The organism is Streptomyces sp. NBC_00306, from assembly GCF_036169555.1.
In the GTDB taxonomy this organism is placed as follows: domain Bacteria; phylum Actinomycetota; class Actinomycetes; order Streptomycetales; family Streptomycetaceae; genus Streptomyces; species Streptomyces achmelvichensis.
In genome coordinates this window covers 49,401-71,524 of sequence record NZ_CP108032.1, presented here as the reverse complement: position 1 = coordinate 71,524, position 22,124 = coordinate 49,401, and the positions used below count along the sequence as shown (strand labels likewise).

At 68.6% G+C, this 22,124-nt stretch carries 22 protein-coding genes and 1 pseudogene; 12 read left to right on the top strand and 11 right to left on the bottom strand.

The genetic code is table 11. The features are described from left to right. Positions 1 to 174 precede the first annotated feature (174 nt). Together OHA05_RS00340 and tnpA are read right to left on the bottom strand one after the other, a co-directional pair. Entirely contained in the window at positions 175 to 1,068 is an 894-nt protein-coding gene (locus tag OHA05_RS00340) for a hypothetical protein (protein WP_328859374.1), read from the bottom strand. 84 nt (positions 1,069 to 1,152) lie between these two features. Beyond that, positions 1,153 to 1,581 (bottom strand): IS200/IS605 family transposase, encoded by a 429-nt coding sequence (gene tnpA / locus OHA05_RS00335; RefSeq protein WP_328859373.1) that lies wholly within the window; start codon positions 1,579 to 1,581, stop codon positions 1,153 to 1,155. 50 nt (positions 1,582 to 1,631) lie between these two features. Here tnpA and OHA05_RS00330 point away from each other — a divergent pair, with 50 nt between their 5' ends. Genes OHA05_RS00330 through OHA05_RS00320 form a run of 3 tightly spaced genes read left to right on the top strand, consistent with a single transcriptional unit; the run spans position 1,632 to position 4,189 of the window. After that, entirely contained in the window at positions 1,632 to 2,846 is a 1,215-nt protein-coding gene (locus tag OHA05_RS00330) for an RNA-guided endonuclease InsQ/TnpB family protein (protein WP_328859372.1), read from the top strand. Between the two features lie 55 nt (positions 2,847 to 2,901). Then, on the top strand, positions 2,902 to 3,366 hold the full coding sequence (locus OHA05_RS00325) for a cytochrome P450 (RefSeq protein WP_328859371.1): 465 nt from the start codon (positions 2,902 to 2,904) through the stop codon (positions 3,364 to 3,366). 46 nt (positions 3,367 to 3,412) lie between these two features. After that, positions 3,413 to 4,189 carry a crotonase/enoyl-CoA hydratase family protein gene (locus OHA05_RS00320; RefSeq protein WP_328859370.1) on the top strand — a complete coding sequence of 259 codons (777 nt, stop codon included), beginning with the start codon at positions 3,413 to 3,415 and terminating at the stop codon, positions 4,187 to 4,189. A gap of 235 nt (positions 4,190 to 4,424) precedes the next feature. Here the strand turns inward: OHA05_RS00320 and OHA05_RS00315 are convergent, their stop codons facing one another. Continuing rightward, the gene (locus OHA05_RS00315) at positions 4,425 to 5,192 is read right to left on the bottom strand and encodes a hypothetical protein (protein ID WP_328859369.1); all 768 of its coding nucleotides are present in this window, start codon (positions 5,190 to 5,192) and stop codon (positions 4,425 to 4,427) included. A gap of 177 nt (positions 5,193 to 5,369) precedes the next feature. Here OHA05_RS00315 and OHA05_RS00310 point away from each other — a divergent pair, with 177 nt between their 5' ends. The 3 genes from OHA05_RS00310 to OHA05_RS00305 all read left to right on the top strand — a co-directional run bounded on the left by OHA05_RS00310 (position 5,370) and on the right by OHA05_RS00305 (position 7,911). Then, a complete protein-coding gene (locus tag OHA05_RS00310) occupies positions 5,370 to 5,504 on the top strand; it encodes a CPCC family cysteine-rich protein (RefSeq protein WP_328859368.1) in 135 nt (44 codons plus the stop codon). Further along, on the top strand, positions 5,461 to 5,709 hold the full coding sequence (locus OHA05_RS38190; protein WP_443043605.1) for a CPCC family cysteine-rich protein: 249 nt from the start codon (positions 5,461 to 5,463) through the stop codon (positions 5,707 to 5,709). Before OHA05_RS00310 ends, OHA05_RS38190 begins: the two co-directional genes overlap by 44 nt. 258 nt (positions 5,710 to 5,967) lie before the next feature. Next, positions 5,968 to 7,911, top strand: coding sequence for a protein-arginine deiminase domain-containing protein (locus OHA05_RS00305; protein ID WP_328859367.1), 1,944 nt, complete (start codon positions 5,968 to 5,970; stop codon positions 7,909 to 7,911). Positions 7,912 to 8,143: 232 nt separating this feature from the next. Here the strand turns inward: OHA05_RS00305 and OHA05_RS00300 are convergent, their stop codons facing one another. From OHA05_RS00300 to OHA05_RS00285, 4 genes are all read right to left on the bottom strand, one after another. Then, positions 8,144 to 8,398 (bottom strand): hypothetical protein, encoded by a 255-nt coding sequence (locus tag OHA05_RS00300; RefSeq protein ID WP_328859366.1) that lies wholly within the window; start codon positions 8,396 to 8,398, stop codon positions 8,144 to 8,146. Between the two features lie 408 nt (positions 8,399 to 8,806). Next, on the bottom strand, positions 8,807 to 9,478 hold the full coding sequence (locus tag OHA05_RS00295; RefSeq protein WP_328859365.1) for a class F sortase: 672 nt from the start codon (positions 9,476 to 9,478) through the stop codon (positions 8,807 to 8,809). 107 nt (positions 9,479 to 9,585) lie between these two features. Then, positions 9,586 to 10,074: a sortase gene (locus tag OHA05_RS00290; RefSeq protein ID WP_328859364.1), complete on the bottom strand. Its 489-nt coding sequence runs from the start codon at positions 10,072 to 10,074 to the stop codon at positions 9,586 to 9,588. Between the two features lie 840 nt (positions 10,075 to 10,914). Continuing rightward, a complete protein-coding gene (locus OHA05_RS00285; protein ID WP_328859363.1) occupies positions 10,915 to 11,559 on the bottom strand; it encodes a dihydrofolate reductase family protein in 645 nt (214 codons plus the stop codon). Between the two features lie 257 nt (positions 11,560 to 11,816). On the opposite strand from OHA05_RS00285, the pseudogene OHA05_RS00280 reads away from it, so the two are divergent. After that, positions 11,817 to 11,954: pseudogene (locus tag OHA05_RS00280) on the top strand (IS5/IS1182 family transposase); the annotation flags it as partial. Positions 11,955 to 12,028: 74 nt separating this feature from the next. Here OHA05_RS00280 and OHA05_RS00275 read toward each other — a convergent pair. Continuing rightward, positions 12,029 to 13,648: an MFS transporter gene (locus tag OHA05_RS00275; protein WP_328859362.1), complete on the bottom strand. Its 1,620-nt coding sequence runs from the start codon at positions 13,646 to 13,648 to the stop codon at positions 12,029 to 12,031. 783 nt (positions 13,649 to 14,431) lie between these two features. Between OHA05_RS00275 and OHA05_RS00270 the strand changes: the two genes are divergently transcribed. Both OHA05_RS00270 and OHA05_RS00265 read left to right on the top strand, forming a co-directional pair. Then, complete coding sequence (locus tag OHA05_RS00270) at positions 14,432 to 14,917, top strand: DUF2975 domain-containing protein (RefSeq protein ID WP_328859361.1); 486 nt, start codon at positions 14,432 to 14,434, stop codon at positions 14,915 to 14,917. Next, complete coding sequence (locus OHA05_RS00265; RefSeq protein WP_313948532.1) at positions 14,917 to 15,183, top strand: helix-turn-helix domain-containing protein; 267 nt, start codon at positions 14,917 to 14,919, stop codon at positions 15,181 to 15,183. Before OHA05_RS00270 ends, OHA05_RS00265 begins: the two co-directional genes overlap by 1 nt. A 530-nt stretch (positions 15,184 to 15,713) precedes the next feature. Here OHA05_RS00265 and OHA05_RS00260 read toward each other — a convergent pair. From OHA05_RS00260 to OHA05_RS00250, 3 genes are all read right to left on the bottom strand, one after another. Then, complete coding sequence (locus tag OHA05_RS00260) at positions 15,714 to 15,887, bottom strand: hypothetical protein (protein WP_328863545.1); 174 nt, start codon at positions 15,885 to 15,887, stop codon at positions 15,714 to 15,716. A gap of 624 nt (positions 15,888 to 16,511) precedes the next feature. Further along, positions 16,512 to 18,482 carry a potassium transporter Kup gene (locus OHA05_RS00255; protein ID WP_328859360.1) on the bottom strand — a complete coding sequence of 657 codons (1,971 nt, stop codon included), beginning with the start codon at positions 18,480 to 18,482 and terminating at the stop codon, positions 16,512 to 16,514. A gap of 570 nt (positions 18,483 to 19,052) precedes the next feature. After that, positions 19,053 to 19,436 (bottom strand): FKBP-type peptidyl-prolyl cis-trans isomerase, encoded by a 384-nt coding sequence (locus tag OHA05_RS00250; RefSeq protein ID WP_313949136.1) that lies wholly within the window; start codon positions 19,434 to 19,436, stop codon positions 19,053 to 19,055. A 320-nt stretch (positions 19,437 to 19,756) separates the two neighbouring features. Here OHA05_RS00250 and OHA05_RS00245 point away from each other — a divergent pair, with 320 nt between their 5' ends. The 3 genes from OHA05_RS00245 (at position 19,757) to OHA05_RS00235 (ending at position 22,102) form a co-directional block, all read left to right on the top strand. Next, positions 19,757 to 20,263, top strand: coding sequence for a hypothetical protein (locus OHA05_RS00245; protein WP_328859359.1), 507 nt, complete (start codon positions 19,757 to 19,759; stop codon positions 20,261 to 20,263). 367 nt (positions 20,264 to 20,630) lie between these two features. After that, a complete protein-coding gene (locus OHA05_RS00240) occupies positions 20,631 to 21,221 on the top strand; it encodes a hypothetical protein (protein ID WP_328859358.1) in 591 nt (196 codons plus the stop codon). A 236-nt stretch (positions 21,222 to 21,457) separates the two neighbouring features. Then, on the top strand, positions 21,458 to 22,102 hold the full coding sequence (locus OHA05_RS00235) for a LysE family translocator (RefSeq protein WP_313948536.1): 645 nt from the start codon (positions 21,458 to 21,460) through the stop codon (positions 22,100 to 22,102). Positions 22,103 to 22,124: the final 22 nt, after the last annotated feature.

Below are 22,124 nucleotides of genomic sequence, written 5' to 3'. Positions count from 1 at the left end.
AAGAATGAACGGCGCCGCAGGCCCATCTACCTGCCCGAACGCGGCGCGTGCGGCACCGTCAGGAGTGGACGGAACCGAGGGCCGGGGGACAGCCAGTGCTTCAACGGTGGTGCGCAGCGAGGTGACTGCGGGCTGACCGGTCCGTCCGATCCTGGACGGGACGTAGGGGCCGGGTCAGGGGGGCAGTGCGGGGAGGGTAGCGCGGCCTCGAGGAGGGCGCGTGATCGAGTGCGCTGGGCTTACACGTGTTCCTCCCGGCGGAATCGGGTGCGCCAGCAGGGTCATGTGCTGCCGTATCTCCTGGTGAGAGGCTTCGTTGGTGGGGCGTCTGTTGATCAACACTGTGCTGGAGAAGCCGTGCCTGCTGACGCCGCCCACCCGCCGCCCGACCTTGTGGCCGCGCGGGTACGGGATCCCTACCCGTACCTTGCGTGGCTGCGCCGCCATGCGCCCGCGTACGTCGAGCGGCGGCCGGGACGGCCCGTGGTGTGGCAGGTCTCCCGCTACGAGGACGTACGCGCTCTGCTCACCGATGCCCGTCTGAGCAAGGACCCGGACCGGGTTCCGGGATACGTACCGGGCCCGGCCGGCTTCAACCGGCACCTGGTCCACGCCGACCCGCCGGACCACACCCGGCTGCGGACCCTGGTCAACACCGCGTTCGTGCCCCGCCGCACCGCCATCCTGGAACCTTTCATCCGCGAGGTCGCGCACCGGCTGCTGGATCGGGTCGAGCACCACACACACGTCGATCTGATCGCGGACTTCGCGGCACCGCTGACGTTCCGGATGATCTGCGCCATCCTCGGCGTTCCCGAACACCTGGACACGCCGGAAACCAGAGACACCCTCATGGCCACCATCGCCCCCGAGGTATCCGCCGATCCGGCACGCACCGAACGGGAACTGCACAGGCTCCTGGACGCGCTGATCGCCCAGAAGCGGTCCGGCGAAGGGCCCGGCACCATGGACCTGCTCGGCGCCCTCCTGCGCGCCGGCGACGAGAGCGGGACGATCAGCGAGGAGGAACTGCGCTCTACCGCCTACCTCTTGTTGCTGGTCGGCCACGACACGTCCATCCCTTTCTTCGGAGGGAATCCCCGCCTTCAGGCGGGGAGGGAATCCGATCTCAGGACTGCTCTGACCCCCAGGTTAGAGCGGGCGTTTTTGCTGTTCGATGTACTGCTTGACGATCGCCAGCGGCGCGCCACCGCAGGACCCGGCGAAGTAGGAACCCGACCAGAACCGGCCGTGCATGATGAAGCGGTTGACGCGGCCGGTGAACTCCTGCCGCAGGTAGCGGGAGGACACGCCCTTGAGCGAGTTCACCAGGGCCGACAGGGCGACCTTCGGCGGGTAGTGCACCAGAAGGTGCACGTGATCCTCTTCACCGTTGAACTCGATCAGGTCCGCGCCGAAGTCGGTACAGACGTTCCGCATGATCTCTTCGCAGCGCGTCAGCATGTCGTCGTTGAAGACTTCACGCCGGTACTTTGTGACGAACACCAAATGCGCGTGCAGGTTGTTGACGACGTGACGGCCCCGGCGAATATCAGCATTTGGTTCCCAGCGTGGTGACATGAACCAAATGTAGTAGGATCAGGGAAACCGGCCGGGAGGGGGTGGGCTGGATGATCCGCGCGTACAAGTTCCTCATGCGGCCCACTGTGGGCCAGCAAGCCGCGCTCGGCGAGATGCTGCGCGATCACTGCTCCCTCTACAACGGGGCCTTGCAAGAACGCCGCGACGCCTATCGACACGCCTCGAAGACGAGCGTGAAGTACAGGCAGCAGTCCGCGCAGCTCAAGGAGATCCGGGCGTTCGATCCGGAGCGTCAGGGCCGCTGGTCGTTCAGTTCGCAGCAGGCCACCCTGCGCCGTCTCGACAAGGCGTTCTCCGCGTTCTTCCGCCGGGTCAAGTCCGGCGACACCCCGGGCTACCCGCGCTTTCGCGGGGTGAACTGGTTCGACACGGTGGACTTCCCCAAGGACGGGGACGGCTGCCGGTGGGACTCCACCCCGCACGACCCCGTCACCCGGGTCCGCTTCCAGGGCGTTGGGCACGTCAAGGTCAACCAGCACCGCGCGGTGATCGGCAAGGTCAAGACCGTGGCGGTCAAGCGCGAGGGCTGTAAGTGGTTCGTTGTGCTGACCGCCGAGCAGCCTCAGCCCGAGCCGCTGCCCGCGACCGGCTCAGTAGTCGGCATCGACCTCGGTATTGCCTCGTTCCTCACCGACTCCAACGGGGTACACGTCGCCAACCCGCGCCACGCACGCAAGGCTGCCGCGAAGCTCGAAGCCGCGCAGCAGGCACTGAGCCGCTTCCCGCGCCGCAAGGCCAAGGACCGCACCCGTAACCACCAGCGCGCCGTGGACAAGGTTGCTCAGCTCCACGGCAAGGTACGCCGCCAGCGGCTCGACCACGCGCACAAGACCGCGCTCAGCCTGGTCCGTGAGCACGACTTCATCGCGCACGAAGACCTCAAGATCCGCAACATGAGCAAGGCCCCCGCGCCGAAGCTCGACCCCGACCAGCCAGGCGCGTTCCTGCCCAACGGGGCCGCTGCGAAGGCCGGGCTGAACCGTTCGATCGCCGACGCCGGTTGGGGGGTGTTCCTCGCGATCCTGAACGCAAAGGCTGAAAGCGCCGGGCGGGAAGTGATGGCCGTGAACCCCCGCAATACTTCCCGGTCGTGTCCCGAATGCGGGCACACCGCCAAGGAGAACCGGCCCACCCAAGAAAAGTTCCGCTGCCTCTCGTGCGGCCACCGGGCACACGCTGACGTCGTCGGAGCAACCAACGTTCTACGGGCCGGGCTGGTCCGTCGCGACGCCAACCAGGCATAGCGAGAAGCCACCCCGTTTACGGGGCGGAGGAGTCACGAACCTGCTCGGCAACGGGATGCTTGCCCTGCTGCGCCACCCTACCGAGGCCGCCCGTCTCGCCGCGCAGGGAGCCGGTTCCCGTCTCGTCACCACCGCGGTCGAGGAGCTCCTGCGCTACGACTCGCCTGTCCGGGACGCGACATTCCGGTGCGCCGCTGCCCCGATCGGCCTGCACGGCCGGACCATTGGTACGGGCGACATCGTGAGTCTTCTGATCGGGTCCGCCAACCGTGACGAGGAGCGCTTCCGGGACGCCGACCTTCTCGACCTGGGCCGCACACCCAGCGATCACCTCGCCTTCGGGTACGGGCCCCATTTCTGCATCGGTGCGGCCCTGGCACGTCTGGAAGGCGCCGTGGCTTTCCCCCTGCTGCTGAAGCGGCTCGCCACCGTGGAGTTGGCCAAGCCGGCGGACGAATTGCCCTGGCGCCCGGCCCGTGTCATGCGCGGACTCGCTGCCCTGCCCCTCGTCCGGCGCTGACGCCTCTTCTCTCCGACTGCACCACCTCCTGTTCCGGAAGGACATGATGAGCACGCGATCCACGCAACCCGTGGTGCTGACCGTGCGCCGCGACGGCGTCCTGGTCATTACCCTGAACCGGCCCCGCGTCCGTAACGCGATCAACCGGGCGCTGGCCGACGCCGTCGACGGCGCACTGACGGCCCTGGAAGACGATCCCCACCTTGCGGTCGGCGTCCTCACCGGGTCGGGCGGCCATTTCTGCTCCGGCATGGATCTCAAAGCCTTCCCTGACGAAGGAGTGCCGAGGGTCGCGGACCGTGGACTGGCCGGACTGACCCGCGCCCGTCGGTCGAAGCCGCTCATCGCCGCCGTCGAAGGGGCGGCGGTCGCTGGCGGCTTCGAACTCGTCCTTGCCTGCGACCTGGTCACCGCCGCCGACTCCGCTTTCTTCGCGCTGCCCGAAGTAGCCCGCGGCCTCATCGCCTCAGAAGGCGGAGCCATTCGCCTACCGGGCCGCCTGCCTCACCACCTGGCGATGGAAATGCTCCTGACCGCATCTCCGCTCCCGGCCGCGGACGCCGCCCGGCACGGGCTCGTCAACCAGCTCACCGGCGAGGGCAAGGCCCTGGACGCCGCGATCGCCCTCGCCGGGAGGATCAGCGGCAACTCCCCCCACGCGGTCGGGATCACCCGCCAGGTCGTCGACGCCGCCCGCGGCCTCGACGACCATGCGGCATTCACCGTCCAGGACCCCTACACGGCACCCGTCTTCGACACGGACTCGGCCGCCGAAGGAGCCCTGGCCTTCTGCGAAAAGCGACCTGCGGCTTGGACACCCTGACCGAGCCCCAGTCTGCCCGCCGGATGACGCGCCTGCCCCTTCCACCAACCGGCCAGGCGCCGGCCCTCACTCACACCACCGGTGAGGGCCGGCCCCTGGGGGCACTCAACTGCCGGGCGACATCAGAGAATCCGCGGGGGACCAGTCCCTGCACCCGGACTCTTGGCCGCCGAGTAGCGCATCCGTACAGCCCGTTGGCGACGCGGTCCGGCGCCGAGGTCGCGCCCGCCGATCGTCAGTAGCGGTGGCCGGGCCAGTGCGGATCCGTCCAGCGGTCCTCGCCGGTGAGTCCGAGCAGACGTATCCGGTGCCGCAGATCCGCCGATGCGCCCGACTCCCGGAGCCGCACCGAGGCGTGGTCGAGGAGCCAGGCGACCAATTCGGCGAGCATCTCCTCCTCGTCGTGCTCGTACCAGCCGACCCTCCACGGCAGGCTGTCTCCGAGGAGCTCGTACTCCCATGTCACCGCCGCCTCGGCGAGATGCCGGTCGCTGAGACACCCGGTCTGCTTCTCCCATTCGGCGAGCCACGGCCGGAGTGTTCCGGACGCCTCGGCACACATCACGAAGACCTGGTGCGCCGGGACGATCGCATCCGGATCGGTGAGGCTCTGCGCCCACCACGCATGCAGAAACTCACGGACCGGACCGGCGTGATGGTCGGGCCACTGCTGCCAGCGGCCGCGGGCGAAGGAGTACCCGGCGTCTTCCGGTCCGAACCAGTATTCCGTGCGACCGGCGACCAGTGCCGTGGCGAACTGCGGCAGGACGCGGCGCAGCACGGCCGCGTGATCGGTCCAGTCGGTCGCCTGCCAGGCCCGGCGCAAGAGATCCGGCTCCAGCTCCACGTTCGGTGTCTTCAGAAGGGAGAGATCCTCGGGGCTGCCCCAGTGGCATTCGCAGTTGTGCTCGTCCGGACGTGCGGTCATGCCGTGGAAGGTGACGGCGAGGTTGTCCAGAGCGGCGCTGAGGCGGCGGCGCGCGGGATGGTCGGCGAGATGCATGATGTGCCCGGCCTTCGAGGACTCCGTACGGCTTTCGCCTGCCGAAGATCGCCACACTACCGGGAGAGGCGGGGCCGGCGGTGGCTCGGGTAGGTAGGGGCTTCGTGCCCCTGGCGTGTCCCGCCTGACGCGCAAATTCGCGGGTCCACAGGCGTATCCGTCTGCCACAGTGCCGCCATGGTCTTCATGAAGATGCTCGGCAGGGTGGAAGACGGCCTGTACTGGTGTCCGTGCTGTGGCTACGTGACGCTCGCCGAGCGCGGTAGCCATGAGATCTGCGCGGTCTGCTTCTGGGAGGATGACGGGCAATGACCATGATGCCGACGAGGTCAAGGGCGGCCCGAACCGTGGCCTGAGCTTGTCTCAGGGCCGTGCGAACGTCCGGGCCATGGGCGCCTCGGAGGAACGCCGCGCTCACCTGGTTCGGGATCCGTTGCCGCACGAGCACCCGGATAGTGCTCCGCGGTGCGGCGCGGGCTTCCTCTACTCCTGGACGCCGCAGTCGCCAGGTGAGTGACAAGGCGGAACTGACAGCGGACCAGCATGATCGGCCGGACATCCGTCGGCAGATAGCTGCCCCGGTAGCCCTTGGGCAAGGAGACCCCTAGCCGAGTGGGCCGCCTTCCTCAACCTCCCATAGATTGACGCCCGCTCCTCCCTCAGTCGCGAACCGCCCCGCGTGGCAGGGATCCCGCCTGCCGCAGGCAACGCCCATCCCCTCCCCGCCCTCTTGCGTCCCGAGAGCCAACCTCAACTCTTCGGGAAGGTAAGCACCTTGGGTACGAGACACGTGCGCCACGCACGACACGCCGCGCTCGCCCTCACCGTCATCGGGGCCGTCATCGCCCCCGCCGCACCGGCGTTCGCCGCCGGGCCGCCGCTGGTGGATCTGCGGGCGGATGTGAACCGGGACGGGCAGGTCGACGTCACCGGGGGCACGGACACCGCCGGTGAGGACACGTGGACGGCTGACAGGGGAGCCGTCTTCCTCCCCAATATCGACGACGACACCAAGCGGTGCCCGACCAAGGCGCCGAACGGCAAGCCGCTCTCGGACGCCAGGCTCGCCGCCTGCAACGACGCGGCCGACAACATCATCAACGGCGCCGCCGACCTCGCCGACCTCGCCCGTGTGCGGTCCTTGCCCATGGCCGAGGTGCCCGCGGGCGCGATCGGGATCCTGCAGGTCAACGGGGGGCGCAGGACGCGAGTCTTCGTCAAGCGCCCCGCCGGATGGGCCATGGTCACCCCCGCCACCCGGCTCACCGCCTCCGAGCTGCGTGCCGGCGTCGAGTTCGGCGTGGAGAGCAATGACGTCATACGCGACACCAAAGTCTGGGACGGGCGCGCCGTCATACGCCTGACCGTGACCGCCGACGGTAGGAGCACGGCGGACGACATCACCCTGCGCGTCGCGCCGCTGCTCACCCACCACCATCTGCAGAACGCACAGCAGTTGATGGTCACCAAGGTCGGTGGCAGCGACGACTGGGCCCGCCGTCAGCAGGCCTTCGTCAAGGGGCTCGCGACCGAGGCCAAGTCGGCCGGGATCACCACGCCATTGGTGACCTTCGACAAGTACTTCGACATCTGGGCGCAGGACTTCGTCGAGCCCGGATACGTGAGCATGTCCGGTTCCGGCGGGCGCCGTCAGGTGATGCGCGTGATGCTGCGCAGCGCCCAGCCGGACCGGGTGGCGGGCCGCGAGCTGTTCGAGAAGATGCGCGGCAACGGTGTCGGCGTGGTCCAGGTGTCCGGGGTGCGCGACTCGGAGGAGTGGACGCTCAACTCCATGGGGAACCTGGAGACCATTCCGCCGTACGCTCACAACGGCCGCAGCTTCCCCGCCGGGCGCATCATCCAGGGCGAGCGCAAGGACAGCGGTTCGAAGCCCGCGCTGGCGATGCGCACCCTGCTCAAGTCCCAGGGCCTCCAGGACCCGCTGCTCCTGGACACGTCGTGGCTGCACGTGGGGCATGTGGACGAGTTCGTGCAGTTCCTGCCCGCCGACACCCCGCGCGGCTGGAAGATCGGGATCGCCGATCCTGAGGCCGGGCTGCGGCTGCTACGCGAGGCGAAGAAGGCCGGACACGGGGCCACCCGCATGTTCTCGGTGCCCGACAGCGAGGAGATGCTTGCCCCCAAGGAGACCATTGCCCAGGCACTCACCTCGACGTACCTGGTGAAGGACAACACGCTGGCCGCGCAGCGGATCGCCGCGAACCTGGAGATCCTTCAGCGGGAGACCGGGGTGACGGACGCCGAGGTCGTACGCGTGCCCGCGCTCTACACCCGCGGCAACGGGGGACCGCGGGGCGAGAGCATGATGCCGCGGCTGCAGCGGTTGGGTGCGGGCGAGGTGCCGGAGTCCGTGCGCGAGTACGGGCAGCAGAAGGAGCTCGGACGCCCCAAGGATGCGAAGCCCTCGAAGGACGCGCGGGGTGCGGCCGTGGAGACGGTCATGACCAGCGCGTACGTCCCGGGCGCGGTCAACGGCATCCTGCTCGGCCGGGACCGGTATCTGGCGCCGAAGCAGTGGGGACCGGTCATCGGCGGGAAGGACATCTTCACCGCGGCCGTGACTGCCGCGTACACGCAGGCGGGCATGAAGGTGTCGTACATCGACGACTGGTACACCTACCACCTCGGCGCGGGCGAGGTGCACTGCGGGACGAACACGCTGCGGGACGCGTCGGCCGAGTGGTGGAAGGCGTCCTAGACAGAGCCGGCGTGGACGACCCGTCGTCCTTGGCCATGTGAAAACCGGAGCCCGCCCCGCTCACGCTCACCGGTGTGGGGCGGGCCTCCGGACAAGCAGACGGGTCCGGGCTGCACGCTGTTCGTCGGGGTGTGGTGGTTCTGCTACGACGAGCGCCCGGTCACTCCGCGCGGCACGCTGGAGATCGAGCACATCGTCGCGCTCGCGGGAGCCCGGGACAGCGGTGCCTTGCTCACCGGGGCCCCTGACGGCGGCGGCCCAGCAGGGCGCTTCCTGCGAGTACGAGGCCGATGGCGAGGACTTTCGCGGCCTGGTAGTAGCCGGTCGCGAGGTTCTCCGGGGTGCCGGGGAGCCGGAGGAACACCCACCCTGCCGAGAGAACCCCGAAGAGGACCAATCCGACAGCCCCCCACGTCCCGAGATCCGCCCACCAGGGCCCCGGGCCGTAACCCCGCTCGTCGGTCCGCTCAACGTCCTTGTCGGTCAACGCTCTCTTCTCCTGTGCGAGTGGTCGCGATCGGGAGAGAAGACGCCGGCCCGGTACGGGAGGTTCACCGGCCGGGCGTTCCTGCTCGGAGCCGACATCGGGCCCGCCGGCGAGTGCCCATGGCTCCCACGCCTCCATCGAGCAGGGCGATGCACGTCGAGGCTGCTGATGAGGCTCGGCCAGGGCTCGCGGATCCGCCGGGCCTGACGCTGCGTCGTTGCCCGGTTGCCCGATTGCCCGGCAAAGCGGCATCCGCGAGCGCCTGCCGCTCGGATGCGTCCGGAATCCCGTCTTGCGCCATGCGGTCCGGCAAAGCCTTGTGCAGTGCGTCATTGCGTTCTGCCTTCTCGGCGGCCGCCGGCGCCGTGGAGCAGCTGTCCCCAGCCTCCGGTTCTCCGGGCCGAGCGTTCAGTTCTCCGGATCGAGCGTCGCGTAGACGACGATGTTGCCCTGATATCCGGTGCCCTTGGAGTAGTCGCCACCGCAGGTGATCACCCGCAGTTCCGGCCGGCCGGAGTTGCCGTAGACCTTGTCGTCGGGGAAGTCCTCCTTGTCGTGGACCTCCACCGCGTCGACGGTGAAGACGGCGGTACGCCGGTCCTCCCGTACGACCTCGATGGTGTCGCCCTGCTCAAGAGCGCCGAGCTGGTAGAAGACGCCGGGCCCGACCGGGGTGTCCACGTGCCCGGCCGTCACGGCCGTCCCCACCGCGCCGGGGGCCGTTCCGTCGGCGTACCAGCCGGCCATGCCGGGGTTGTCGGCGGGCGGCGTCTCCAGTGTCCCTTCGGCATCCAACTCCAGAGGCATCAGGGGCGCGTCCACTCCGATGTCGGGGATAAGGAGCCGTACAGGATCCGACGGAGGCAGCGGTCGTACGGCGGAACGCTCGGGCGCGTGGCGAAGTGCGGGCTGTGCGGACGGGGGCGGGGTACGGGCGGACGAAGGCTGCGGGGGGTGGTCGTCGCGCACCCCATTGGCCACCAGCAAGGCCCCGGCGATCGCGGCGCAGGCGAGCAGCTTGAACGAGGGGACTCCGGGCGACGGTGCGTCGGCCTCGCTCGTCCCCGGGCAGTTGTCCATCGATACGGGCCTTTGCTGAGCAGCGGAGCGGGGGCGGCGACGCGGGCGGGAATCCCTGGGCCCCCGCTCCGCTGCGGAGCCGGGGGGCCTGCGGGACGAACGTACCGTCAGGTCCGGGCCGCGGAAGGGCGGCGGCGCGCTCGGACGACTGCTCCGGCGACCGCCCCGGAGAGCAGCAGGCCACCGACGGCGAGCTGGCTACCCTTGTCGGTGCCGCCGAAGCCGGCGTCGAGTGCACCGTTGGGGCGGCCGGCGATGCTGTAGTCGGCAGTGGCCTTGGTCCGTGGCGGGCACTTGAGCGTGACGGTGTCGGTGCCGGAATCGGCGTCCTCGGGAACCTGGAACTCACCCACCAGGACGCCCTTGCGGTCGCTCTCGAGGAGGTGGAACTTCCCGCCCGCCACCGACTCGCCCTTGCCGTAGACCTCCTTGCCGCAGGCGGTGGTGGTGACGGTGACCGTGGTGCCCGGTGATGCCTTCTCCGGGCTGATACGGACGTCCCCGTCGCCCTCCCCGGCCGCTGCGGCGGTCGGCGCGGACAGTGCGAGGGCGCCGACGACCAGGGCGGCCTTGAGACCGACACGTGCGATGCGCATGGTTCCTCCAGGTGAGCAGCGTCCGGGCTGACTGCGCGGCGCCTGTGGTGTGCTGCGTGCACGAGCCAACCGACAGTCCGTGATCACTGCAATGCGACATGCCGACGCATCTGTCACTCAGTCAGACTCAGAACTGCGCTCCTCTTCGGCGTTTCCGCAGGTCGCCGCAGTGAGCACATCGCGTGGAGAACCACGGCAGAGTGTGAGCGAACGGGCTAAGAGGCCCTGACCAAGGCGTTGGACGCGTCGGTGGGTCCGACGTTGTTGATGGGTTCGATCGGGGTCGGTCGTCAGGTCCTGGAGGTCCGGAGACGCCGGTATGGCTGGGGACGGGTTGCACTTGATGGCCTCATCGCCTGGCCGCCCGGTTCCGTACGACGGCCTGGCTGCTGATGAGGAGCAGCGGCCCCTGAGGGGGCATCCCTGAGGAGGACCACGCGGGCGCGGCCGACCGGAGCAACGGCGCATGCCGAACGGTTGGACAGGTGGCCCGGATCTGGGCGGGAACCGAGATCGTTAGGACGCACCGTCAGTGCGTGGTGCCGGACGCCGATCTGAGTGGCTGATGTCGCGGAGAGAGCTGAACGAAGAGCCGGAGCTGCCGGCCTTGCTCGCGGCGACCGGTGTGGCGGCACGTCGCTGATCGCGCCGTTCTTTCGCTGCTCGGACCAGGCGGTGACCTCGACGCCTGTCGACGCTACTGCGCCCCCGCGTCCCGTTGGGACTGCGCCAGATGGTCCACGGCCTGAGTGGCGTGGTGCGTGCTTTCACCGGTGAGAGGCTGTTGCCGAGGCAGCCCCGGGAGGCAGAACAGCTCCCCGGGGCTGCCCTGAGGACCGGTCACTTTCGCCAGAACAGGTGGTGCGTCATCCCGCTCGGGCTGGGAACGACCTCCAGATGGAACCGGTCGAGCAGTTCATCGGGGGCCTCCCAGAGTCGCAAACCGGATCCGAGCTTCACCGGCGAGACCGCCACATGCATGGTGTCGACGAGGTCGGCGTCCAGGAACTGCCGGATGGTGGTCACCCCACCGCCGAGTCGGACATCCTGGCCCTGTGCCGCTTCCCGCGCCTGCTCGAGCACGGCGGCCGGGTCGCCGTCGACGAAGTGGAATGTGGTGTCGGAAAGCGTGAACGAAGGCCGCTTGTGGTGGGTCATGACGAACACCGGGGTGTGGAACGGGGGTTCGTCACCCCACCAGCCCTGCCACTCGTGGTCCTGCCAGGGCCCCCGCTGGGGACCGAACTTGTTGCGGCCCATGATCTCGGCGCCGATGTTGCGCGCGAAGTCCCGCGTGAAGTAGTCGTCCAGGCCCCGGCTGCCCCCGGGGTCGGTGCGGTTGGGCCAGCTCGCCGTGGCCCCGGCCCAGGCGAACAACCTTTCGGGCTCGACGTGGCCGAACGGCCTGTCGAGGGTCTGGTCCTCGCCGGCAGCGATTCCGTCACTTGAGACGGTGAAGTTCTGCACTCGCAGCAACTGAGCCACGCGTTCCTCCTGCGATGGGGGCGGTAACCGTGGTGAGACTATCCGGGCCGGGAAACTCCCGCTGTGTCCGTGACCGGTAGGAAAATGGGCTGCTGCCTCGCGTCCTGACCCATGAGCAGGCTCCTGCGGTGAGGGGCCGTCCGCACGGAGACCTTCTCGTCTGCTCCGTCATGGAGGAAGGCTTGGTCAAGGTCGTCTCCCGAACCTGAGGAGGCTGTTGGACATGTGACTTTCGGTTCGGGTGGTCGTCGGTCCGGCTGTGGGGAAACGTCAGTCGCGGGCCTTGGGCCGAGTCGGATGAACTGTGGTCGCTCGTCGAGCCGTTAGTACCCGAGCCGACGCCGGCGCTGAAGTCAGTGGGGGGACGTCCGCGAGTGCCGGACAGGCAGGCACTCTGCAGACCGCCTTCGACGCCCGTGGGGCACGGCTGGGCACGGCACGGTCGGCGACCCGCTGACCGGCCGTTCTCTCAGGCTGCCGGTCTGTTGGGTCTCTCGCCGGCGGGGGCGGAGTCTTCGGTGTGGTAGCGCTGCAGGAGTTCCTGCTCGGCGTGCCGGTGGGGGAACTTGAAGAAGATCAGCAGTGCACCCAGTGCGATCGCGGCCAGGCCGACGGTGTACGCCCAGTCGTCGCCGTGGAGGAACGACTTGCGTGCTGCCGCGACGATCTGGTCGGCGTATTGAGGGTGCTGCTGGGAGACCTGTCCGGCGGAAGCGAACGACTTCGTCAGCTCGCTCTGGACCTGGCTGGACACGTCCTTGCTGTCGGGGGAGGCGGCGATCGCCGCGCTGAAGGCCGAGGCGTAGCCGGCGGTGAGGAGCGCGCCCATGACGGACTGCATGATGGCCCCGCCGAGGTCCCGTTGCAGGTCGGCGGTGCCGGAGGCCATGCCAACCCGACGCACGGGCACCGATCCGGTCAGCGAGTGGGACGAGGGCGTCCCGGCGAAGCCGGCACCGATACCGATGAGGACATAGGTGAAGCCGATCTGCCAGTAACTGCTGTCCTCGCCCCAGAACAGCAGCATCCAGCCGAAGGCGAGGAAGAGGAACGCGTAACCGATCAGCAGGGTCGTGCGGGCGCCGCGTGTCTCGACCAGCTTCGCGGACCGTGGTGCCACGAGCACCATCATCACGACGAGGGGGAGGATGGAGGCGCCGGCTTCGACGGGGCTGTACTCGAGCACGTTCTGCAGATACTGCTGGCTGATGAACGCCGACCCCATCATGGAGCCCCACACGATGATTCCCGCGCATGCGGCGACCCAGAACGTGCGCCTGCCGGCGATGTGGAGGTCGTACAACGGGTTGGGAGCCCCGCGCTGACGCCAGAAGAACGCCGCTCCGGCAGCCAGGGCGATCACGACGAGGCCGACGACCAGTGCCCCCTGGTCGGGGACGACGGCGAAATTGATCGCCAGCACCAGGCCCGCCACCAGGAACACGGACAGCATGCCGCCGAGGTTGTCCACCGGTTCGGCCGACTCGTTGGCGTGCGCGGGGACGAACAGCAGGGCCATGACCAGCGCGACCACGGCGAGGGGCAGAGTGACCAGGAACACCGCCCCCCAGTAGAAGCGTTCGAGCAACGCGCCCGCGATCACCGGCCCGAGCATGGAGATGCCGCCGCCCAGGGCCGACCACAACGCGATGGACTTCGTCCGCCCCGGTCCCGCCCACAGGGCGGTGATCAGCGCCAGGGTGGTCGGGTAGGCCATGCCGGCCGAGAGCCCGCCGAGGATCCGGGCCAACACGAGCACGGTGTCGTTCGGCGCGTACGCGGCGAGCAGGCAGGCGGGGACGGACAGAGCGATGCCGAGGAGCAGCAGCAGCTTGCGTCCGTGACGGTCGCCGACCGCACCCAGATAGAGCACCGATGCGGCCAGGCCCAGGGAGTACCCCACGGCGACCAGGTTCAGCGCGGTCTGGGAGGAGTCGAAGGCCTTCCCGATCGCGGGCAGCGCCACGTTGGCCACCGACAGGTTCAAGTTGGCCACGGCGGCGACGATGATCAGGGACGCCAGAACGAGCGACGCCCGCGCCGGGGCCTCATGCGGAACGTCGATGCGAAGCGCGACGCTTTTCGACATGGAACCTCCGGGGCGAAGTGGGGCTTCGCGAGAGTTTTCCCTGATCCGCCGTGCCGCGCATCGCCCCATTGGGATGACACGCCCGCCGGCGCCTCGGCCGCCTGGATGCCCGCCGGAGCCTCGGGCGCGGCCGCCCGAGGCTGAAGGGATGGACCATCGCGCGAAGAGTGCGGTGCTGAACCGCTGAGAAGCGTCCTTGTCGTGCCAGTGGGTGAATCTCCTTGCTGAGCCATTGGTCCGGTGCGGGCTGCCCCTCGGGGCGGCTGCCGCCGCGCAGCAGGGCACGTGCCGCGGCGAGCAGTTGCTCGTCGACCTCACTGGGCCGTTTGGCGGCCATCCGCCGGGCGGAGATGAGAGGCGCCTCACTCATCCACCGCAGGTCCTGCCGCCCAGAGTGCCCACGGCGGAGACGTCCGCCTGCCGCGCGGGTGCCACTTCGCGATGGCCGGCCGCGGCGTCCTCCTTCGGAGTTGGCCCGCCCCTCGGTGCCCGGTGTGCGTCGAGCCGGTCCGCCAAGTCGTGCGCACAGCCGAAGGCGTCGGGCCGGTTCGTGCTGATGGCCGTGGTTCCCAGGTCTCGGCCGATCTTGAGGCCCTTCTCCGATCTGCGAACTGTGGCTGCCTGTCGAGCCCGCGTGCGGTGACGTTCCGCGGAGGGGGAGCATTTTCGGGGGCGGCGTCCCGAGACCCGGTGCGAAACCGCCGCCCGTCCACCGCCTCACCCGTTTGCTTCATGTATCGAGATTCGATTGATTTCCATCGTGATTCGATGGAAGATGGGGTCATGGGAAAGTTGATGGTGAGTGCGCTGCACGCCGTGCTCGTGGTGGTGCTCGCCGGCACCGTGTTCGTGCAGGCATCGATGGTGTGGGCGTTGGCCACCGACCCGGAAGACGGGTCGCTCCCGCTGACTCCGCTACGCGTGATCACCATCCTGGGCATGGTGGCGGCCCAGGTCGCCCTGGTCTGCGTATGGCAGCTGGTGACGATGGTCCGACGCGGAACCGTGTTCTCCGACGCCGCCTTCCGGTACGTGGACGTCGTGATCGGCGCGATCGTGGCGGCTGCCCTCGTGTGGTTCGCGGTCACGGCCCTCAACGCGCCGGGCCAGAGGGACGACCCGGGCGTCACCGTCATCATGGGCGGCATCGGCGTGGCCATCCTGGGAGTCGCGCTCTTCGTGCTCGTACTGCGGATGCTGCTCGCGCAGGCCGTCGCGCGCGACGTCGAAGCGTCGCAGATGCAGGCCGAGTTGGACGAGGTGATCTGATGCCGATCGCCGTCGACATCGATGTGATGCTGGCCAGGCGGAAGATGTCGGTGGGCGAGCTCGCGGACCGCGTCGGGATCACGCCCGCCAACCTGGCGGTACTCAAGAACGGCCGCGCCAAGGCGGTGCGCTTCGCGACGCTCGCCGCGCTCTGCGAGGTGCTCGAGTGTCAACCGGGTGACCTGCTGCGCTGGGTGGCCGAGGACGGGAGGGGGACGCCTGCGGCCGATGCGGACGTGGTGCTGTCGCCTGAGGGGAAGGTATAGCGCGATGCGTGGGTGCCCCAACCCCCTTCCGGTCGACGGAACCTTCTTTCGGCATCGAGGGCAGTAACCGTCGGGATGTCATCGGCCGTCAGCAGCCGTCGCACGGCTGCACCGCGCGGGGGGCCGGGGATCGGGGGGCGGGGGAGGGGACGCCGACCTGGTGCGTGTACACGGTGTGCGTCGAGGGGTGCATCCGGTCGAAGGCCCGTCCGAGGGGCCGGAAGAAGGCGCTGGGGCGCCACGATGTAGTGGTCGGCCGGGTGCGCCGTGGTGCTCGGGGGTCAGGGCATGTGGGTCGCCACGCAGCCGCGCATGGTCCGCGCAGGCGGTGGCGATGACGCGAGGCTCCAATGGCACGATCCGCGGCGTATCGACGCTGCGGGTTCCACCGCGCGCCCGTACACGCCGAACATCCTGTCGGCCCCGCGATGCACCGCAAACCGAGTGCGCGGACGCCTGCGCTGCCGACTTGGACGCGCGTGCTGCTCCTGATGATCAGTGAGGCTCGCCGGGTCCGCTGCGGCAACATGTCAGGGGCGGTAGACGAGTTCAATCATCGTGGCGGCGATGACTGTCCAGACGCCGATGCCAAGCAGCCACATGGTGTCGGCGGCCGCACCGACGCCGATCAGGACTACCGCGGCAGCCCCGAGTGTGAGGGTGGTGCGGCGGATTCCGCGGTCTGGGCGCCATGCAGGCATCACGACGGCAGAATGCCCGCCGCCGCTCCTCACGCGACGAACGGGGCGAGATCTCTAGCAGGTTCTTGACGCCGACGCTCGATGCTACGGCTCGCTCCTGTCGGTGACACAGTGACGGCCGGCCGGGCGGCGGCCGGGGCGCCGGTCACGTCGGTGCTGCAGCCCGGAGAAGTCGAGGGGCCTGCCGGTGGATGACGACCTCGCCGTCCGTTGGCGGCTGGTGGGCCCGTTGCGATGGGGGAAGTCCTCGCGGGAACTGCCGCACGATCTTCTGGGCCATTTCCCCGGATCCCCGCCCCATGATGGGAGTCAGGCCCGCCGCGCGCTCTCGGGACATCCCGCCCCACGGCTCGCCGGCACGATCATGTTCCGCAATGACCGTGATCCGCAGCGTCGAACAGTCGGCTGCAAAGGGTCGCGGGAGGACGGACCTGAGGCTGCGACGCGGCAAGCGGCGGAAGGCGGCCGATCAGCCGGGGGACGCAGCGCATCCCGGTCCTCACGTCCGGCAAGTCCGACCGCAGCGCCGGCGCCGTGCACGCACTGCAGGCATCGACCTTGCCCTGCCGCTGCCTCGCGGCACGTTCACTGCTGTTCCGGCGGGCGGCATGTCAGTAGTCCGTGCAGCTACACCTCGATGTGCGAACCCATGATGACCGTGCGGTCGCGGGGCAGGCTGAAGTACTCGGCGGCGTCGGCCGCGATGTAGGAGGTGGCGATGAACAGCCGCTTGCGCCAGGGCGACATCGTCGGTGCCTTGCCGCGACGAAGCTCGATCTTCGACAGGAAGTAGGACGCCTGGTCGAGCTGCAGCGGCCCTTCGGTGACGACCGGGTCGAGCATGGCCAGTGTGCCGGGCACGTCCGGTGTCTCCATGTAGCCGAACCGGGCTGTGACGTGGATGATCCCGTCGTCGGCATATCCGAGCTCGTCGACGACGATCCGCGAGTCATCCGGAACGCGGGGAACCGGCTCGGTCTTGATGGACAGGATCACGACCTGCTCGTGGCGTACGTGGTTGTGCTCGACGTTGGCCCGCATGGCCAGGGGCGCGGTCTCCTTGCCTCGGTTCAGGAAGACAGCAGTGCCGGGCGCCCGGACCGTCGGCTCCTGCCCTGTGCGGAGGCGGTCGATGAACTCGGGCAGCGGGCCTTCCCGGCGTGCTCGTTCCGTGGTCACGAGCTCGCGGCCGCGTTGCCAGGTCGTCATGACGGTGAACGCGGTGAGGCCGATCAGCAGCGGCAGCCACGCGCCGTGGACGAGCTTCGTCATATTGGCCGCCACGAACAGCAGGTCGACAAGGAGGAGTGCGCTCGCGCCGGTGGCGAGCAGCCATCGGGGCGTGCCCCATTTGGCGCGGGCGACGTAGAAGAACAACAAGGTGGTGATGGTGATGGTGCCGGTGACCGCCATGCCGAACGCGTAGGCCAGCGCCGTGGAGCTGCGGAAGGCGAAGACCAGGGTGAGGACCGAAACCATCAGAAGCCAGTTGATCCAGGGGACATAGATCTGACCGATGGTGGATTCGGAGGTGTGCGCGATGCGCAGCCTTGGCAGGTAGCCCAGCTGGGCCGCCTGGGAGGCGACCGAATACGCGCCGGTGATCACCGCTTGTGAGGCGATCACGGTCGCCGCAGTCGCCAGTACGACCATGGGCCAGCGTCCCCAGCCGGGCACGAGAAGGAAGAACGGGCTGCTGATGTTGTCCGGATCGCCGAGGATCAACGCGCCCTGGCCCATGTAGCTCAGGACGCAGGCGGGAAGGACGAGGAACAGCCAGCCTCGGGTGATCGCCCGGCGGCCGAAGTGCCCCATGTCCGCGTACAGCGCCTCGGCGCCGGTGACCGCGAGCACGATCGCGGCCAGGGCGAAGAAGGCCGTACCCCAATGGCCGAAGAGGAAGCCCAACGCGTACGTGGGCGACAGCGCCTTGAGGATGTCCGGGTGATCGGCGATGCCGACGACGCCGCACGCGCCGATGGCCACGAACCAGACGATCATGACCGGCCCGAACACCCTGCCCACCGCCGCGGTTCCTCTACGCTGCACCAGGAACAGAAGGACGATGATCACCGCCGTGATGGGCACGACCGCATCCTCCAGCGACGGCTCGACGACCTTGAGCCCTTCGACCGCGGACAGCACCGAGATCGCCGGGGTGATCATGCTGTCGCCGAAGAACAACGACGCGCCGAAGATGCCGAGCGCGGCCAGTACGACGGTGCCTCGACGCCCACGCTGTGAACTCCACCGTCGCAACAGGGTGATCAGCGCCATGATGCCGCCCTCACCGTCGTTGTCGGCGCGCATCGCCAGCAGCACATAGGTGACCGTGACGATGATCATCACCGACCAGAACACGAGTGACACCACCCCGTACACGTTGCCCGTGGTGACCGGGACGGGGTGGGGGTCGCTCGGGTTGAACACCGTCTGGAGGGTGTAGATCGGGCTGGTCCCGATGTCGCCGAAGACCACGCCGAGAGCGCCGATGACCACAGCGAGGCGCACCGTGTCGCGCGCGCCGGTATGGCGGGCTTCCGGTGCCCGCGATGCGGACCCGTCACCCGACGCGGGTCCCTGCCGGCGATCGGCCATGTGTTCCTCCTCCGCCCCGTTCGCTGAGCCGCGGACGCGAGGCTTCCGGGCGGACGATACCCCGACGTCGGGATCGCCAGAGGTACCGCGACGCTACGGCGCCGAGTGGTCCGCGACCAAACTGCGCCGGGGCCTGGCGGTGGATGAACTGGAGCGTGGACCGGCTGCTGGACACCGCATCCCGGCTGCGCCGGAACCGAGGTATTTCCCGTCAGGCTACGGCGCTGCGCCCGGACTGGGTGGACCGCCTCGTCGCACGGGGCTTGGCCGCAGGCGTGGGGTCAGGGGCACAGAGCGCCTCTACCTATGTTTGTCCGTACTCGTTCGTCCTGCACTCGCTGGACGATCTCACCAGTTGGGCGCGGTCGGCCTGCAGAGAAGCTGGTTCTGACTCCCCAAACGGCAGGTGGCAGCGGGCCTGGTTCGGACGACTACGTACGCGAGTCAAGCCTGAACTGAATTGGGCGGTCTCCGAGCTGCGCTCCGCGCCGTTGCGTCCGTCATTCCCCCCTGCCCGGGAATGCCCGATATGGGTTCCGAGGTTGAAGGTCACTCATCAGGCATAGCCGGTCAAGCGCCCACGACGGTGAGCAGGTCCACGACGAAGATCAGCGTTGAGTCTGCCGGGATCAATGGAGAGGGTGACTGCCTGCCGTAACCAAGGCGTGGGGGAACGATGATCTGGCGCCGGCCGCCGACCTTCATTCCCTTCACTCCTCGATCCCAGCCCTTGATGACCCTGCCACCGCCCACGGCGAACTTGAACGGTCGGTCCCGCTCCCAGGAGGAGTCGAACTCCCTCCCGGATGCCCATGTGACCCCTACATAGTGAAGCTGGACGACCCTGCCCGGCCGCGCCTCGGGTCCGTCCCCCACCACGAGGTCCCGGACCGTCAGCTCGGTGGGCGCATCACCCTCCGGGACCTCGATTCTGGGCTTCGTCGGTTCGCTCATCACGGTCCTATCGCTCACTACCGGAATCCCTCGCACGGGCCGGCCGGACACATGGACATTCCATGCGGCAGGCGATCACGCTACCGGCAATGCTCATCCTCCGAGGTGCACCAGTCCCGTTCTTCCTACGGCCGGCCACAGTTGCTCGCCGAGCTGGTCTACGGGACAGAAGCCGCGTCGAGGCTTCCGGGCACGCATCCGTCACTGCCAGGCAGACTGATGAACCGGCCCCACTCGGGCCCTTGTTCATCAGGATCGGTCACGGTTTGCCCACGTGCGGCACCAGCGGTTGTCCCGCTGAGGCGGTTTGGGAGGGGAATATGAGCGCAGAGATCGTCGTCGCAACATGCGCGGTCGTCATCGCCTTGGCATCGCTCGGCGTAGCAGTCTGGCAGGCACACACCACAAGGGAGCACAACCGACGTTCGGTGCGTCCTGTACTCCAGCTCCACCGCGGCACCCATGAGGGTGCCCTGTCCGGCATCCGTCTCACAAACGCAGGACTCGGGCCAGCCCTGGTCGTGAGCACTCATGTGACCCTCGACGGAGAGCTCATCGGCCGCTGGGACAAGACCTGCGCCGACAGAGTGCGTGCTGATCTGCCGACACACCTCAACGCGGTCACGTTCGGAGAAGGAGAAGTGCTTCCGATCGGATACAGCGAGTACCTGCTGTCGCTTCCCGCTTACGATCCGCATCTTCACGCCTCGATCGCAGACATCCTGTCCCGGCGTCTCGCCATCACCATCCACTACGAGTCTCTCTACGGCGGGGAAGGCTTCCGCGTAGCTCTCAAGCCTGCGACTCGGCGTCAACGCAATCCGTAAGGTCGCGGTGTCGCAGAAAAGCTGAGGAAGATCTCCGGTGTGGACCAAGCCCGGTACTCAGCTGCGACGACCGCTCGGACGTGACGCCACCTGACTGGGCCGCCTACGCCTGCCGATCCAGGGCCTGTTGCCCTCGTTGTGGTGACATACAGCGCATAGCGACGACGTACATCGGTCAGGTCTCCGCCCTCTGCCGCAGCTTGCGCTGCGAGCCGTAAGAGAAAGTAGGTCGTCAGGACCTCCGCCAAGGCGCTGCGGGCCGCCATGGGCCTGGCGCGGCTCTCGGAGAGTTTCGACCTTTGAGGGCAACGGTCGGCGCGTTGAGAGTGTCGTACTCCCCGTGATCGAAACACGTACGCAGCACCGCGTGATGTTGTCGCCCGCCGTCTCCACAGCAGCAGGCGTCGGGAGTCTGGCCCTGACCGCAGTGGCGAGCTGGAGCAGCCTTCTGTTGGTCGTGCGGGGGCGGGTGGTGCCCGGCTGGGGGGTGAGCGCGGGTCTCCTTGTCATCGCGCTCGTTCTGCGGTGGGCCCTTACCCGGATGGGTCGTCGGGCGGATGCTGCGGGCCTCCCGCGGAAGCGAGCCACGTCGGCGCGGCGGGCGAGCAGGCTGCTGATCGTCGCGGCGGCGCTGGGCATTGCATGGGGAGCGGTGGACGACCTGGTCTCGAACGCGGAGTACCACGTTCTGCGACCTGCGGGGCCGGGGGGCTGCACGGCTGTGGTGCGGGAGACGTCCTTCCTCGTGATCGGCAATGGCGAGGCGTACGCGGTGGGGCGCACCGGTCTGGCCCTGGGCGAGTCGGCATCCTGGACGGTCGACGATGGCTACCGGCCCGTCGGCGCAGGCACGTACGAATTGGACTGGGGACGGGGCGGCGGTCTGCTGCGGATCAGCGGTACGAGCACCGATCCGGTCGTGCGTGGCGGTTCCGCCGACCTCGACTGCTGGTGGTGAAGCCGGTCATGCGGCTCCACCGCATCGACGCTCGACCCCGTCAGAGCCCGTTGGTGTTCCGGTGGGGGAGGAGCGCGGTCGGGGTCGGGGTCCATGAAGACACCGAGCGGCGAGGCCGTATTCTGCACAAGGCGAGGCAGGCGCTGCTGATGCGTCGTAGCCGTCCGTCGCAACTGGGCGACCCCATTGCGTAGCTTTCGTAGCAGGTGCCCGATGGACGACCCGGAGGTTGACCGGTGATCACTCTGACCGCCGTCGGAGGAGTGGCCCTGGTCGAACTGGGCATGGCCCTGACCCCGGGACCGAACATGATCCACCTCGCGTCCCGCGCGATCACCCAGGGCCGAAGGGCGGGCCTGGTCAGCCTCAGCGGGACCGCCGTGGGATTCGTGTGCTATCTGCTGGCCGCGGCTGCGGGCCTGTCCGCGTTGTTCGCCGCTGTGCCACTGGCGTTCACGGTGGTCAAGCTCGCCGGTGCCGTCTACCTGGCCTATCTCGCCTGGGACATGCTCAGGCCCGGCGGCCGCTCGCCCTTCGCCCCGGCCAAGGACCTGCCTCCGGTCTCCGACACCCGCCTGTTCTCGATGGGGTTGCTGACCAACCTGCTCAACCCCAAGATCGCTCTTATGTATGCCGCCCTCCTGCCCCAGTTCCTGGACCCGCAGGCAGGTGCGGCCTGGGGACAACTGCTCCAGCTCGGTGGTGTGCAGATCATCGTGGGGATATCCGTGAACGCTTTGATCATGTTGGGCGCAGCACGGGTGTCGGGGTTTCTGGCCGCCCGGCCCCGCGTCATGACCGCCCAGCGGTTCACGGCAGGCGGCCTGCTCGGCGCCTTCGCGCTGCGCACCGCCCTGTCCCCGGATCCTGTCTCCACCTGACTGCGACCCGAACAAGGGCTAC

Coding starts and splice junctions, on each gene's coding strand:
- tnpA (WP_328859373.1), bottom strand. CDS start 1,581: ATGTCACCACGCTGGGAACCAAATGCTGATATTCGCCGGGGCCGTCAC.
- OHA05_RS00330 (WP_328859372.1), top strand. CDS start 1,632: ATGATCCGCGCGTACAAGTTCCTCATGCGGCCCACTGTGGGCCAGCAA.
- OHA05_RS00325 (WP_328859371.1), top strand. CDS start 2,902: ATGCTTGCCCTGCTGCGCCACCCTACCGAGGCCGCCCGTCTCGCCGCG.
- OHA05_RS00320 (WP_328859370.1), top strand. CDS start 3,413: ATGAGCACGCGATCCACGCAACCCGTGGTGCTGACCGTGCGCCGCGAC.
- OHA05_RS00315 (WP_328859369.1), bottom strand. CDS start 5,192: ATGCATCTCGCCGACCATCCCGCGCGCCGCCGCCTCAGCGCCGCTCTG.
- OHA05_RS00310 (WP_328859368.1), top strand. CDS start 5,370: ATGGTCTTCATGAAGATGCTCGGCAGGGTGGAAGACGGCCTGTACTGG.
- OHA05_RS38190 (WP_443043605.1), top strand. CDS start 5,461: ATGAGATCTGCGCGGTCTGCTTCTGGGAGGATGACGGGCAATGACCAT.
- OHA05_RS00295 (WP_328859365.1), bottom strand. CDS start 9,478: ATGGACAACTGCCCGGGGACGAGCGAGGCCGACGCACCGTCGCCCGGA.
- OHA05_RS00290 (WP_328859364.1), bottom strand. CDS start 10,074: ATGCGCATCGCACGTGTCGGTCTCAAGGCCGCCCTGGTCGTCGGCGCC.
- OHA05_RS00275 (WP_328859362.1), bottom strand. CDS start 13,648: ATGTCGAAAAGCGTCGCGCTTCGCATCGACGTTCCGCATGAGGCCCCG.
- OHA05_RS00270 (WP_328859361.1), top strand. CDS start 14,432: ATGGGAAAGTTGATGGTGAGTGCGCTGCACGCCGTGCTCGTGGTGGTG.
- OHA05_RS00265 (WP_313948532.1), top strand. CDS start 14,917: ATGCCGATCGCCGTCGACATCGATGTGATGCTGGCCAGGCGGAAGATG.
- OHA05_RS00255 (WP_328859360.1), bottom strand. CDS start 18,482: ATGGCCGATCGCCGGCAGGGACCCGCGTCGGGTGACGGGTCCGCATCG.
- OHA05_RS00250 (WP_313949136.1), bottom strand. CDS start 19,436: ATGAGCGAACCGACGAAGCCCAGAATCGAGGTCCCGGAGGGTGATGCG.
- OHA05_RS00245 (WP_328859359.1), top strand. CDS start 19,757: ATGAGCGCAGAGATCGTCGTCGCAACATGCGCGGTCGTCATCGCCTTG.